This window comes from Arcicella lustrica, from assembly GCF_034930985.1.
GTDB classification, from domain to species: Bacteria; Bacteroidota; Bacteroidia; order Cytophagales; family Spirosomataceae; genus Arcicella; species Arcicella lustrica.
This window is the reverse complement of the sequence record NZ_JAYGIM010000010.1, coordinates 138,153-152,010: the sequence shown is the minus strand read 5'-3', so window position 1 is coordinate 152,010 and position 13,858 is coordinate 138,153. Positions and strand designations below refer to the sequence as shown.

The following is a 13,858-nucleotide window of genomic DNA, read 5'->3' as shown; positions in this document are numbered from 1 at the left end:
CATCATTAATAAATTTAACTTACAATTACTGTATTTATAATAAATGAGCGAAAAAAAAGATACATTTTTAAGTAATAAAGGAAAGCGAATTATCATCGTTGTTTTCGCTTTTATCTTATTAAACCTTGTTTCTTACATTATTGACCCCTATTCTTCCTATTGGGTTTATTACTTCAACCGTTCTGTACTGACGATTGCAGAAGACTTGGCTTTATCGTTTATTTTCTGCTTGTTGATTTCCGAAACAAGTATTTATATCAGCAACAAACTCAATGTGTTAATTTCATGGACAGAAAAACCCTTGAAAAGGCTATCTATTGAAACGGGGCTAAACTTGGTGATTATCTTTGTAAGTCTTGTCATGTTAGACCAATTGTACCAATTATTGGATAATCCTGAAACTTGTATAGAAATTCATACTGCCGACCAAGTAAGAGGTTTTTTACAATGGATTGTAGTCAGTACGATTATCGCATTTATGATTATCGGAATCAACACCTGTAATTACCTGATTGTCAGTTGGAAAAATGCTGCCATGAAAGCCGCCGCACTCGACCAACTCGCTGTCGAAGCAGAATTACAATCTTTAAAACTTCAAATAGATCCACATTTTGTATTCAATAATCTTAGCGTACTTTCTGAACTGATATTAGTCAACCAGCAATTAGGCTATGAATATGCTGAGAATTTTTCAAAAATTTATCGCTATATGTTGGTCAACTCAAAGAAAGATATAATTCTATTGGAGGATGAGTTGAAGTTTTTGCATTCTTATATGTTCTTGATTAAGAATCGTATAGGCGAAGGAGTAATATTTGAAGTAAGCATCGACAAAGAAAATAAACAACTGTATTTACCACCTCTGACCTTGCAATTATTGGTAGAAAATGCCTTAAAACATAACAAAACCAATAAGAAAAACCCTTTGAAAATTAGTATTTATAATACTGACGAACAAACGTTGATTGTTGAAAACATGCTACTTCCCATCGAAAATCAGCTTGAATCATCAGGAATTGGTATCCAAAATATTATTAGAAGATATGATTTACTCTGGCAAAAACAGCCTGAAATTATACAAAACGAAACTACATTTAAAGTAAAAATTCCTTTAATAAAACAATGATAGAAAGAATACTGATAATAGAAGACGAGAAGCCTAATGCGGATAGATTACAACGTCTAATTAAAATAATTAGACCCAAAGCTATTGTACTTGAGGTGTTAGACAGTATTTCCGATAGTGTGACTTGGTTTAACACACATGAAAAACCTGATGTGGTGATGATGGACGTAAGATTATCGGACGGGCTTAGTTTTGAAATCTTTGAGCAAGTAAAAATAAACTGCACAATCATTTTCACAACAGCTTATGATGAATATGCCGTTAAAGCATTCAAATACAACAGCATCGACTATTTACTGAAACCTGTTGAACAGGAAGAATTACTGGTGGCTTTTACAAAATTGGAAACCTTGTCGGGCGATTTTCATCAGAAATCTTTGGAAGGATTATTAAATTTTTTACAGCCAAAGGATTTTAGAAATAGGTTCTTGATTCCTTATAAAGATGGTTACAAAACAGTACAAGTAAGTGATATTGCTTTTTTCTATTCTAAACTAAAAATTACACGAGCCAAACTACATAATGGTTTAGAAGAGACAATTCCACTAACGATGGAAGAACTTGAATATCAACTCAATCCAAAAACATTTTTCAGAGCAAATCGTCAAATTATTATTCATATCGATGCCATTCAGCAAGTACACAACTATTTCAATGGAAAATTAAAAATTGACATTGCTAAGAACCCAGATGTAGAAGTAGTTATTAGTCGTGATAAAGCTGGTTTGTTCAAATCATGGATGGATTATTAAGGATTTATTAACGAATGTCACCCTATTTCATATACGTTTTATCAATTCATTTTCGCTTCAAAATTCGGGAAAGTAAATCTTCAATTCAGCAGTAAAAATATACGGTTCAGTGATTTTCTCCAGAATTAATGTGTAAGTAAAACTTCCTTTGTAGTATAAATTAATCCTTATACTCAATGTTAAAGCTCACTTCTAAAACAGAGAATGTTTCTAAAGGAATGATATTACTTCTCTGTTTATTTATCCTATTTTCCTGTAAAGAACGAACACAAGAACAGGCTAATTATGCGCCAATAGCGGTTGATTTTCTTCAAATCAATTTTTCAAATGCTGATGTTGCTAAAAAATATCCCGGAATAATTGAAGGCTCCGTCAATGTTGATTTGAAAGCACAAGTATCAGGCTACTTAGAGCAAATATTTGTAAAAGAAGGCGATTATGTACAAAAAGGGCAAGCTCTTTTCAAAATCAAAGCAGAGGTATTTAATGAACAAGTCAATAACAGTTCAGCGACGCTCAAAGCGGCCTTGGCAACACAAGCTAATGCAAAATTAGAAATTGAAAAGATTCGTCCTTTGGTAGAAGGAAAAGTAGTTTCTGAAATCCAATTACAAACGGCTCAAGCCAATTATGAGGCTGCTTCTGCACAAGTAAATCAAGCAAAAGCCATGTTGAGTTCTTCTAAAATCAATGCAGAATTTAGCCTGATAAAAGCTCCTATTAGCGGTTATATTGGTAGAATTCCAAACAGAATTGGCAATTTGGTAACACCAGCTGACCTTGTTCCGCTTACAACACTTTCAGACATTAATCAGATTTTTGTTTATTTCTCGCTCACAGAAGCAGATTATATCGCTTTTATGAAAGAAAAAGGTTTACAAAAAAATGCTAATACGGTTTCATTGGTGATGGCTGATGGTAGCGAATATGAACACAAAGGTAAATTAGAATTTGCCAGTGGAAATATCGACCGCACTACTGGAAGCATTGCCTTGAAAGCCATTTTCCCTAATCCTGATAAACTACTTCGTTCGGGAGGTTCCGCTGGTGTGATTTTACAAAAAGCTTACAACACAGCATTATTAGTACCAATGGCGAGTGTCAAAGATATTCAAGATAAATACTTTGTCTTCTCGTTGGCTGATAGCAACAAAGTAGCGATGAAACCATTTGAAATCGAAGGGAAATCGGGCAATCATTATATCGTAAAATCTGGGATTAATGCTGGTGAGAAAATTGCCCTCACAAGTATTGATTTATTGAATGAAGGAATGATGGTTATTCCTAAAATCACAAAAGGTTCATTGGGAAAATAAGTGCATTTCAAAATTGAAAAGACATGTTAAAAAAAATAATAGATAGGCCCGTTTTGGCTACGGTGATTTCTATCGTGATTGTGGTGTTAGGAATTGTCGGACTTGATAGACTTTCCGTAACACGATTCCCAGATATTTCACCACCAACAGTTATGGTGTCGGGTTCGTATCCAGGCGGTAATAGCGAAACAGTAATTCGTTCGGTTGTTACGCCACTTGAAGAGCAAATTAATGGAGTAGAAAACATGCAGTATATCAAATCTACTGCTAGTAATGATGGAACATTTTCCATTTCAATCATCTTTAAACAAGGAGTAAATGCCGACCAAGCAGCAGTAAATGTACAAAATCGTGTACAACAAGCTACGCCGATTTTACCACAAGAAGTTATCAGGATGGGACTCACCACTTCCAAACAACAGAATAGCATGATTATGATATTCAACTTGTTTACGGAGGATAATAAAAAATATGATGAGACATTTTTGCAGAATTATGCCAATATTAACCTTATTCCACAAATCAAACGAGTGCCAGGCGTAGGACAAGCAATGGTTTTTGGTACGAAAGATTACTCTATGCGTATTTGGCTCAATCCACGCCAAATGGCAAATTACAATTTAGTTCCTTCCGACATCAGTAATGCCATTTCTGACCAAAGTTCAGAAGCCGCACCCGGAAAATTAGGAGAAGAGTCTAACGCTGCTTTAGAGTACGTTATTCGTTATAAAGGCAAAAAGAATCTTCCTGAAGATTATGATAATATTATCGTAAAAAATACTGGCAACAATATTATTCGTTTGAAAGATGTAGCTCGTATTGAATTTGGAGCAATTTCTTACAGTGGTAACAATACTTCAAACGGAAGGAACACCGCTACCATCGCTATTTTACAAACCACAGGTTCGAACGCCAATGAAATCGAAATTGGGATTGACAAGGAAATTGAACGATTGTCAAAATCTTTTCCTCCGGGCATAAAATACTCGAAATTAATGAGTACCAAGGAAAAATTAGACGAAGCAACAAGCCAAGTAAAATCCACTTTGTTTGAAGCCTTCGTACTTGTTTTCTTGGTTGTATTCCTCTTTTTACAGGATTTTCGTTCTACGATTATTCCTGCAATAGCTGTGCCTGTAGCCATTATTGGAACATTCTTCTTTTTGCTCGTACTAGGTTTTACCATCAATGTCTTAACCCTTTTTGCTTTGGTTTTAGCAATTGGAATTGTTGTGGATGATGCCATTGTCGTTGTGGAAGCAGTACACAGTAAAATGGAAGGAACACATTTAAGCGGAAAAGAAGCTACACACTCAGCAATGGGCGAAATCACGGGTGCTGTAATTTCTATTACTCTTGTGATGTCTGCGGTATTTATCCCGATTGGTTTCATGACAGGTTCAGCAGGAATTTTCTACAAGCAATTTGCTTATACGCTGGCTATTGCCATCATTATTTCTGCCGTAAATGCCCTGACACTTACGCCTGCTTTATGTGCTTTACTCTTGAAAAATACACATAGTGAAAATACCAAAGTTAGTTTTAGCAAACGCTTTTTCTCTGGGTTTAATACAGGCTTTGATAATCTCACAAATCGTTATGTAAAGAGTATTCGTTTCTTGGCAATACACAAATGGTTAGGCATAAGTTTTATCGCTTCTATAATTGGCGTAGCTACATGGCCTATTATGAGTACCCCAAAAAGTTTTGTGCCTATGGAAGACGATAGTATGTTTACATTCGTACTAAGCATGCCTCCAGGAACAGCATTAACTCCAACAACCAAAGTAGCCGATAAAATCAACAAGTTGTTGTCGGAAATAGAAGCCATTGAAGATAATACCACCATCACAGGTTTTAACCTTATGACCAACAGTACAAGCCCTGCTTATGCCGTAGGCTTTGTTAAATTTAAACCGAGAACACAACGAGGAAAAATACAGGACATCGACGAGCTGATGAAAATTGTAGATGCAAAACTATCTGCTGTTAACGAAGGCAGTATCCTCACGATGAGAATGCCCCCAGTAGATGGTTATGGAGTTACGAACGGTGCCGAAATGGTATTACAAGACCGTCAAGGTCGTAGTTCTGTCGCCTTGAAAGCACAGGCTGATAAAGTAATTGCTGACTTGATGAAAGTTGATGGAGTACAATTAGCTTACACTATGTTTAGGGCTGATTATCCACAATTAGAATTGGAAATAGATGAAGCTAAAGCTAAACAAATGGGACTTAGCATTAATAATATTTTAAGTACCGTTCAAAGCTATTTTTCAGGTGATCAATCTTTGAATTTTTCAAGATTTGGAAAATTTTATCGAGTAAATATCAAAGCTGATGGTGTATTTAGAATGGACGAACAGGCTTTCAATGAAGTTTTTGTTCGTAATGATAATGGAGTAATGGTTCCCGTAAAATCAATCATTTCCTTGCATAAAGTATATGGTCCAGAATCAGTAAGTCGCTATAATCTTTATAATGCACTGACAATCAACATCAATGCTATGCCCGGAATAAGTAATGGTGCTTTGATGGAACGATTGGAAGTCATTTTAAATAAAATGCCTGCTGACTATAGTTATGAATGGACGGGATTAAGCTTAGAAGAAAAATCAGCAAGAAATCAGACAATAGCCATTTTAGGACTTTGTTTACTCTTCGTGTATTTGCTTTTATCAGCTCAGTACGAAAGTTATTTATTGCCTCTTGCTGTTTTATTATCTATTCCAACGGGGATTCTAGGGGCTTTTATCGGGATTAAAAGTATTGGGCTAGACAACAATATTTACGTACAGATTGGTATCATTATGCTTATTGGTCTATTAGCCAAAAATGCTATTCTGATAGTAGAATTCGCTGTACAAAGAAGACGTGCCGGATTATCTATTTTGGATGCTGCATTAGATGCCTCCAAAGCCCGATTAAGACCAATCGTGATGACATCGCTCGCATTCATTGTAGGTATGATTCCATTAATGGTTTCAAAAGGTGGAACTGCTACAGGAAATCATTCTATCAGTACCAGTGCCGCAATGGGTATGCTAAGTGGTGTGGTTTTAGGCGTAATTGTCATCCCTTTATTGTTTATGTTATTCCAATACTTGCAAGAAAAAGTATCTGGGAAAAAGCAAGTATTTCAATCGTAAATTAAGCTGAAATGAAATTATCAAAAATACATATATTACTAAGCGTTAGTATTTCATTGCTACTTTTTTCGTGTAATGTAGGGAAGAAATATAGCAGAACGCACTTAAATATTCCTGAGCAATATAGAGAAACCGTCAACCTAACGGCAGATACTGTTCAATTGCCTTGGAGAACCTTTTTTAAAGATTCTATATTGGTTAATCTGATTGAAAAGACTCTCTTAAAAAATAATGAAATCACTGTAGGTGTGATGAATATGCAACAGCTAGATTTAATGTACAAACAGTCAAAGTTAGGGTTTTATCCGTCTGTAGATTTGAACATAGGAGCAAATAGAAATTGGCTTTCTAAAAGTTCGCTGAATGGCTCATTGACCGAACAATTCTTAGGGACAAGTTATATGGATGATTATAGTGCCAGCTTGCGCCTATCTTGGGAAGCTGATATTTGGGGAAAAGCCAAAATGTACAGGGAGTCCTCACTTGCAGATTATTTCGCACAAAAAGAAAATTTTTCCGCTTTGAAAACAAGACTCATCGTTCAGGTTGCTCAAGCCTATTATAATTTAACAGCACTCGATGAACAGCTAAAAGTAGCAAAACGTAACATTGTTTTGGGAGATAGTACCTTGGCGATGATTCAGCTTCAATATAAATCTGGACAAGTAAATTCCTTGGCAGTAGAGCAAGCAGAAGCACAAAAGAAAACGGCGGAATTATTAGTTCCTCTGGCATTACAAAATATTGCAGTACAAGAAAATGCTCTCAGTATTTTATGTGGAGAATTCCCTAATAGCATTACTAGGGTTCAAAATATGAGCGATACCTTGCTTTCAGCAATTTTTCCTTTGGGTGTTCCAGCCATGCTTTTGAGTCGCCGACCAGATGTAAAATCAGCAGAGTATGCTGTGGTTTCAGCCAATGCAAAAATGAATATTGCTAATATTTCCATGTATCCAAGTATCAGTTTTACGCCCTCGGTTGGAGTCAATTCTTTTAAACTTAATACTTGGTTTAATTTGCCCGGTTCTATCGTAAAAAATATAGGAGTCAATTTAACGCAACCAATTTTTATGAAAAAATCGCTTAAAACAGCTTATGATATTGCCGTCATTGATCAAGGAAAAGCCGTGACTACTTTCAAACAATCACTATTAACAGCAGTAGGTGAAGTATCTGATGCACTTGCCAGAGCTAAGTATGCAGATGAAAGAATGGACTTAGTTAAACTAAAAAAAGCATCGCTCACAAAAGCTACAAACGATGTTTTAATGCTTTATAAAAGTGGAATGGCTACATATTTGGAAGTAATTAGTACTCAAAACAATTCCTTACAAAATGAACTAGAAGCCATAGAAATCAAAAAAGAAAAATTTAATGCCATCACAGATTTGTATCGGAGCTTAGGTGGTGGTATTGAAAAATAAGAGACAAGAATCATTAAAGCGTAATTGTTGCCAATGGTATAGTATGGTAGTTTTCTAAAATCTAACACAACTTTTATCGAAGATGATTAATTTCTTTTTTTCCAAAAAGAAGAGTCGTTCCATCGGTTTTCTTTATTGTAGAAAAGTGTTTTTGTTTCGAGATAATGCTTGAAAATAGCATTAATATTTTCCTGATAATTTAAAAATGTATTTGAATCATTAGCCTTGTCTATGATAGCTTTTGCTGCATGACAAGCTGAGCTAATAGCAAAGCCTATACCCATTGATGAAATTGGATCAAAAGAAGCTACAGCATCCCCTACGGCCCAAAAATTACTTTTAGCCCCTATATTTGAGATGTGAGAGAACGCATTTCTGACCCAAGGTTTGGCGTTAGAAGAAGTATTTACAAGCATTTTTTTGATGTGTACTGTATTTGAAAGTAATTCATTCCAGTTTTCTGTTTTTTGTAACTGCTTTTCTTTTACTATTGATGAATCTGTAAAAAGCGAAACCACCATTTCTTGATTAGGTAATCCTGCAAAATACCACCAACCATCTTCTACTGTTTCTAGTAAAATTTCCTGTTTAATAGCTCTTTTAGTATCCTTGAAGTGCAAAAAAGTACCAATAGCCACCAAATCATCATATTTTTCGATTGGAATTCCTAATTTTCGGCACACATGGCTTTGTCGTCCACTAGCATCAATCAGATAAGTAGATTTAATGGTGAAATCCCCTCTAGTTTCATGCCTTAATTCGATAGTCCAAGCGGTATCAGTTTGTTTGAAATCAATACATTTTGTTCTTGGGAAAACGATTGCCCCTTTTTCAGAAGCTTGTTTCAATAGCATTAAATCAAAATGCTCTCTATCTAGTTGAAAACTATCTACTTGTGTACTAAAAATGGAATGCCTTGAAGAAATATGCGAGCTTCCCCAAGCAGCAAGACTACTGTATCCGGGTAAAAGACTATTCTCTTCAAAATCACTTTTATTAATGCCTATGTATTGAAGTAAATCAAATAAGCTTGCATTAACTTGTTCTCCGACTCGGATGGAATTTAAGTCATTTTGCTCAATAATCATTACCTTCAAGTTGGAGTATTTAAGCAAACTTAAAGCGGTGGAAGAACCCGCAGGTCCCCCACCAACTATAAGTACATCTGTTTCAACTGTATTTGGCATGTTAACGTCTATTTCGAGTTCCAGAACGTGGTAAACCAAGTCCTTCGCTATGAATTTCAATGGCTTTAAAACCAACTTCTTCAAAGTGTTCCATCAATACTCTTGCTTTATTACTTTTTCGTTTTACTGTAGAAGTACTTGATTCAATAAAGAAAACAGGAATGGTTGTTTCAGCATCTTCTGGGTTTCCACTTATCGCACTAACTGGTACTTCCTTCAATGTGAATACCTCATTGTTCCTTTCTGTTTCAAGCATGAAAGGAAAACCACTGTTGTACGAATTTTTATCACGAATAAAGCCTAATGAGTACCAATATTGAACCATTTGCGTGAAACTATTAATACCACGGGCATAGTTCATTTGTTGACCAGCGGGAATTCCACCTCCAGCTACTTGACCTTCCTCAGTTAACTCACCCACTAAAACATCCCAAGGACTTTGTGGCGGCCACCAGTACGAATAATAAGTAGGAGGTAATGGAGTACTAGAACCATCTGGAAGCTTAATTTTATTGACAGATGGATCGGTAAAGTTAATATACTGAACTGTGCATTGGAAAAAGTCAGCTTGCCAAGGACATGCCATTCTTTTTGTCAAATCTCCAGGTTCACATCCACCACCTTCACATTCGTCTCTCGAAGGCGTCAACCCATTGGTTAAATACCAATTTTCATCTTGATATTGTAAAATTGTATAAGGAGAAGCGTAAACAATTGGATTTTGCATACTCCAAGTAACTTCAATGCCTGGACACATCGGTAAACCAACACAGTTTCCTACGCTTGCTGTATCTAATTGATTGACAGGGTATGGTTGATAGGATGGGTCACTTACAAAATAACCATTCGCCCACTGTTCTAATAGAAAAAGTTGTGTTTGGTCTAGTGCCAAAAATTTCATGATATTGGTATTACTCACCGAATTACTACCTGAATTTAATGGCATCATAGGAAACAAATTATCTCCATTTGTTTGAAATAGTTGTTCTTGTGGCAAAGTTGGAGGAACTGGAGGCTGACCGTCATTTTGCCTAAAATAATAGGCGTAATTTAGTCTATTTGCTTTATTAGCTTCAGAAGGGTCTGAATAATCAAATTGATAACTAGCAAAAGCCATCATTGACTGAACATTCGCAACCCATTGATACCTGCTAATTCGATTTATTATTGGAAGAATGTCTCTTTGGAAATTTGCAATGTAGTTTGGATTGTATTGCCCGTCGATGCACATTTCTGACACTAGATTAAAATATCTTACCCCAACATCAAACATCGTATCGCTTAAATTAGAGATATTTACAATCTCTGGAGCAAAATCAGGTGAGCCTACAATAACCCATGCTGAAAGTGTAACAGGAGGCGTTCCATCATTAAATGTGACTGTACAGTAAACAGGTCCATCCGAAATATCATCGTGCCAAGTACTAGAGCCACCGTATGAAGTTAGGGGTAAATCTCCTCCAGCATTTCCATATCCACCTAAAACTACCAATCTTCCACTATTATCTGTTAACAAATCTCCGAGAGTGGTTACTGCCACACCATACTTTACCTCTGAATTGGGATATTGAACAGGATAATTAGCTGGGGCGTTTTCTCTGTCAAATCCAATTGAGCTAAGTTTTCCTGAAATCGTTCTTGGCCCTGGATCAATGATTAATGTTTGTCTTTCTGAACCTGTTATATCTGGGTTGCGGAAAGGGATATTTTGATTCTCATAGCTGTTTTCATTTCCATACAACAAATTGCCCTGTAGTTCACTATATTGATACCAAGCAGCTTTTTTGTTGGCTAAATGAACAGTCCACTCTATCGAAGTAACATTAGGGGTGTCAAGTGTAATTTCTTGTCCATCGTCTTGAAAGATTTTAAATGGTTGCCCTTGTCTTTTAATAAGCCCTTTAGCATCCTTAAAATTGCTTATTGGCCCAATCAAATTTCCGGAGTTATCTGCATCATAAGGTAGTCCTCCAATGCTATCTGGCGATAAACAAATTTCAGTTGTACTATTTCCCAATCGAGCAACTCCAATTGAGGGATGAATTTTAAGTTCCATGTTGTGATTGTTTTATGATATTTCCTACTCTTATGGCTTTTCAGAATACGCCCCGTTTTTTGAGAAGGTTCTGGCTTCTTCTTTTTGTCTTACAATTTTGTCATATAGGGTTGTCATCCCTTAATATCTCGACGATGCTTATACTTTATTTTTAAGTAAAACTATATTTAGTAAATATTTTAAATCATTAAGTAAACAGATATTATCTAACTTCTTTAACAAAAGTAAAAATTTATCATCATAGATTTTAGAGTATAAATACCTGTTTTTCATCACTCATAATAATGTTTAATCTTCATATATTTTGAATGCATGAAGATTAATTTTTGATAAATAGCAAGAAAATGATAATTTTATTTAAAAAATGTATTATACTTAATTTATTAATGGTTTTGGTATTTGTTGATTCTGCATTAATAAAACTAACTATAAAACGCTTTATAATGGTGTTCACGAGTACATTTATACGGCTACGGTCGAAGACAATATTGACCGTTTTATGTATTTTTGAACTGGAAGGAACTTGAATATGAATAAGCCAATGTCCATCTATTTCATGCATCCAATAATTCACCAACAAGAAATTAATTGTTTGTCGATGGTATCTCGTGCTATTTGTTCAGCATTTTGGTTAGGTATATCGTTAAGCGATACTATTATTTGGAGGGAAATACACTTTAGACCAAAGTCTATCAACATTAGTTGAGTAGAGTAAGAGTAATTTGACTTGATGATAATTGTAGAATAATAAAAACTCTTTATAATAGCCAGGAGAAGCATAATACATAAAATATCAAGACACTACAATTTTTGCCACAAGCCGTGGCAAAATTACCTTACTGGTTATATTAATTCATATAGAAAAATGAGTATTTTGCCCTAAATATAGGGCATACCGTTACACGTAAGGAGATTAACATGGTTAATGAATGCTGACTAAAATAGAATAGGTAGAATTTTCATCATACAACAAATCTCAAACTTCTAAATATATTTTCCCTTAATCTATTTTAAGGGTATTTCTTAAGATAGATTAAGGGTGAAGGCTTTAGTTGCTATCTACCTTTGCGAATAAAAGATAATTCATCACTTGCTTCGATTTACAAGTTTCAATAATTCAATAACAAACGACGTATTAATACACCATCTTACTGCTTTTGGAAACAATAATTTAGCAGAAACTATGCTCGATTATACAAAAGATTCGGAAGTACTCACGTCAGCACCAGAAACGATAAATTTCGTTTTAGGGTAAAAATCAACTAATACTTTTAGATGGCGTTCCCAATCTTTTAGGTATTGAATTTCGTCAAAAAAACACAAAATATCCTTCCAGACTTTCTAAATGAACGGCTTCTTTTGACAACAATAATATGTCCTCTAATCCCAGTTGCATATAAATGTGATTGTCGATACCGATGAAAAAGATTTTTTGAGAGGAAATATTTTCTATAATCAATTCTTGTATGGCATGAAACATCATAGCCGTTTTGCCTACACGGCGTGGTCCCATTAAAACCACGGCTCTTTTTATTTCGGTTTCCTTCACAAAAGGATAGAACAAATCAAAATATAGTCTTTTTTGACATATCCTTGTAAGTTTGTAGTACTTGACCCGAAATCCACCAAGGGTTTTCATATTGCAAACGTTCTATCCTTTTTGATGTTGGAATAATATTATTAAAGTTTATTATTATATTTATTTTTACATAATAAGTATTTTAAGCTAAATAAACTTATTACTAATGGTTTATTTCACCACTTTATCACCATTTGCTCATTTACTAATATTGGTAATAAGCAATCTTACTTTGAACTAAAAGGCTCAAGAACATGATGTCAAAGATTATCTACAGTTAAATATTTTTTAGAGAGAGTACATGAATGTTATAAACTAAAATTTGTATTATTTCACTTTTAAATAAGATTTATCAGTACTTTAGGTTAGCAATATATATTTCTGAGTAAATGCTTATTCAACAATATTACGCTAACCTATGTTCTGGAAGCAATTATTACCTAAATATTTACAGTGACATTTTATGAATAATTCCAAAGCGTTTTTAGATACGATAGTAATTGACGAACTCTCTTCAACTCCCAAATACCAGCAATTAGTTAATTTAGTCAATTTCTATAGAATTCTTTCGGCTGTGTCTACGAGTTTATGCGTCGTATTCTTTTTTAAAACCTTGCTGTTTCAGCTCGTTGTTAAACTTATAAACCTCTCTAAATTACTTTTTCTTTCATGTTGAAAAATTAAGAAATTCAAATATAATAAAAAGACTAAAAGCAAATTAAGGGATCTTCTACGCACAGAAGTCCTCAATTATCTTTATTGATTAACCTTTTCGGTTTTAACTACGGGACAAGAATTATTTTCCCCACTGTATTTGACTACTTTTCGTTCCCCCCTCTCCTTTTGTTCGCCAAGAAGATGTTTCGCTGGCTACGCCTCCAATATTCAATACTCTTTTAATCTGTGGAATATGAGAAAAGCAACCTTGCTCAAAAGCAAGTCCCGACCATGTTCTAAAAGCTGGGTTATCAATTTTATTCAACCAAATATTGGGCTCATATTTACCAACCTTATCAATAAATCGAAAATAGAAAAGTGTATAAAAATCTGAAATACAATAAACCGAGTTAGCCAATTTTAATCCAAACTTAGGAAGCTTAGCAATAAACCCACTTTCTTCTAATTCTTAATCTTATTCAATTATTGCATGAATTAACTTTCCTAAATACCTGTCATCTATATTCTTTAGTCCAATCAAACGCCTGTTTGACTATACAATTATTGGTAGAAATGAAATCTAGCTAACACATTAACCAAAGTTTTAAG

The 13,858-nt window shown here is 34.6% G+C and carries 10 protein-coding genes; 5 read left to right on the top strand and 5 right to left on the bottom strand.

Annotation, left to right across the window (positions count from 1 at the left end):
* Positions 1 to 43: 43 nt before the first annotated feature.
* The 5 genes from VB798_RS14100 to VB798_RS14080 all read left to right on the top strand — a co-directional run bounded on the left by VB798_RS14100 (position 44) and on the right by VB798_RS14080 (position 7,770).
* Positions 44 to 1,126 (top strand): sensor histidine kinase, encoded by a 1,083-nt coding sequence (locus VB798_RS14100; RefSeq protein WP_323259371.1) that lies wholly within the window; start codon positions 44 to 46, stop codon positions 1,124 to 1,126.
* Positions 1,123 to 1,878: a LytR/AlgR family response regulator transcription factor gene (locus VB798_RS14095; protein WP_323259369.1), complete on the top strand. Its 756-nt coding sequence runs from the start codon at positions 1,123 to 1,125 to the stop codon at positions 1,876 to 1,878. Before VB798_RS14100 ends, VB798_RS14095 begins: the two co-directional genes overlap by 4 nt.
* A gap of 176 nt (positions 1,879 to 2,054) precedes the next feature.
* Positions 2,055 to 3,194, top strand: a complete 1,140-nt coding sequence (locus VB798_RS14090; RefSeq protein WP_323259367.1) for an efflux RND transporter periplasmic adaptor subunit — start codon at positions 2,055 to 2,057, stop codon at positions 3,192 to 3,194.
* 23 nt (positions 3,195 to 3,217) lie between these two features.
* Positions 3,218 to 6,343: an efflux RND transporter permease subunit gene (locus VB798_RS14085; RefSeq protein ID WP_323259365.1), complete on the top strand. Its 3,126-nt coding sequence runs from the start codon at positions 3,218 to 3,220 to the stop codon at positions 6,341 to 6,343.
* An 11-nt stretch (positions 6,344 to 6,354) separates the two neighbouring features.
* Entirely contained in the window at positions 6,355 to 7,770 is a 1,416-nt protein-coding gene (locus VB798_RS14080; protein ID WP_323259363.1) for an efflux transporter outer membrane subunit, read from the top strand.
* An 86-nt stretch (positions 7,771 to 7,856) separates the two neighbouring features.
* Here the strand turns inward: VB798_RS14080 and lodB are convergent, their stop codons facing one another.
* The 5 genes from lodB to VB798_RS14060 all read right to left on the bottom strand — a co-directional run bounded on the left by lodB (position 7,857) and on the right by VB798_RS14060 (position 13,667).
* Positions 7,857 to 8,957 (bottom strand): lysine-epsilon-oxidase maturase LodB, encoded by a 1,101-nt coding sequence (gene lodB, locus VB798_RS14075; RefSeq protein WP_323259360.1) that lies wholly within the window; start codon positions 8,955 to 8,957, stop codon positions 7,857 to 7,859.
* Position 8,958: 1 nt separating this feature from the next.
* Positions 8,959 to 11,013, bottom strand: coding sequence for a CTQ-dependent lysine 6-oxidase LodA (gene lodA / locus VB798_RS14070; RefSeq protein WP_323259358.1), 2,055 nt, complete (start codon positions 11,011 to 11,013; stop codon positions 8,959 to 8,961).
* A 1,191-nt stretch (positions 11,014 to 12,204) separates the two neighbouring features.
* The gene (locus VB798_RS24380; RefSeq protein ID WP_407654161.1) at positions 12,205 to 12,336 is read right to left on the bottom strand and encodes an AAA family ATPase; all 132 of its coding nucleotides are present in this window, start codon (positions 12,334 to 12,336) and stop codon (positions 12,205 to 12,207) included.
* Entirely contained in the window at positions 12,323 to 12,652 is a 330-nt protein-coding gene (locus VB798_RS14065; RefSeq protein ID WP_323259356.1) for an AAA family ATPase, read from the bottom strand. Before VB798_RS14065 ends, VB798_RS24380 begins: the two co-directional genes overlap by 14 nt.
* 736 nt (positions 12,653 to 13,388) lie before the next feature.
* Complete coding sequence (locus VB798_RS14060; protein ID WP_323259354.1) at positions 13,389 to 13,667, bottom strand: hypothetical protein; 279 nt, start codon at positions 13,665 to 13,667, stop codon at positions 13,389 to 13,391.
* Positions 13,668 to 13,858 lie beyond the last annotated feature (191 nt).

What these genes read in the sequence shown, in the direction of transcription:
- VB798_RS14100 (WP_323259371.1), top strand. Translation starts at nt 44, where the DNA reads ATGAGCGAAAAAAAAGATACATTTTTAAGTAATAAAGGAAAGCGAATT.
- VB798_RS14095 (WP_323259369.1), top strand. Translation starts at nt 1,123, where the DNA reads ATGATAGAAAGAATACTGATAATAGAAGACGAGAAGCCTAATGCGGAT.
- VB798_RS14090 (WP_323259367.1), top strand. Translation starts at nt 2,055, where the DNA reads ATGTTAAAGCTCACTTCTAAAACAGAGAATGTTTCTAAAGGAATGATA.
- VB798_RS14085 (WP_323259365.1), top strand. Translation starts at nt 3,218, where the DNA reads ATGTTAAAAAAAATAATAGATAGGCCCGTTTTGGCTACGGTGATTTCT.
- VB798_RS14080 (WP_323259363.1), top strand. Translation starts at nt 6,355, where the DNA reads ATGAAATTATCAAAAATACATATATTACTAAGCGTTAGTATTTCATTG.
- lodB (WP_323259360.1), bottom strand. Translation starts at nt 8,957, where the DNA reads ATGCCAAATACAGTTGAAACAGATGTACTTATAGTTGGTGGGGGACCT.
- lodA (WP_323259358.1), bottom strand. Translation starts at nt 11,013, where the DNA reads ATGGAACTTAAAATTCATCCCTCAATTGGAGTTGCTCGATTGGGAAAT.
- VB798_RS14065 (WP_323259356.1), bottom strand. Translation starts at nt 12,652, where the DNA reads ATGAAAACCCTTGGTGGATTTCGGGTCAAGTACTACAAACTTACAAGG.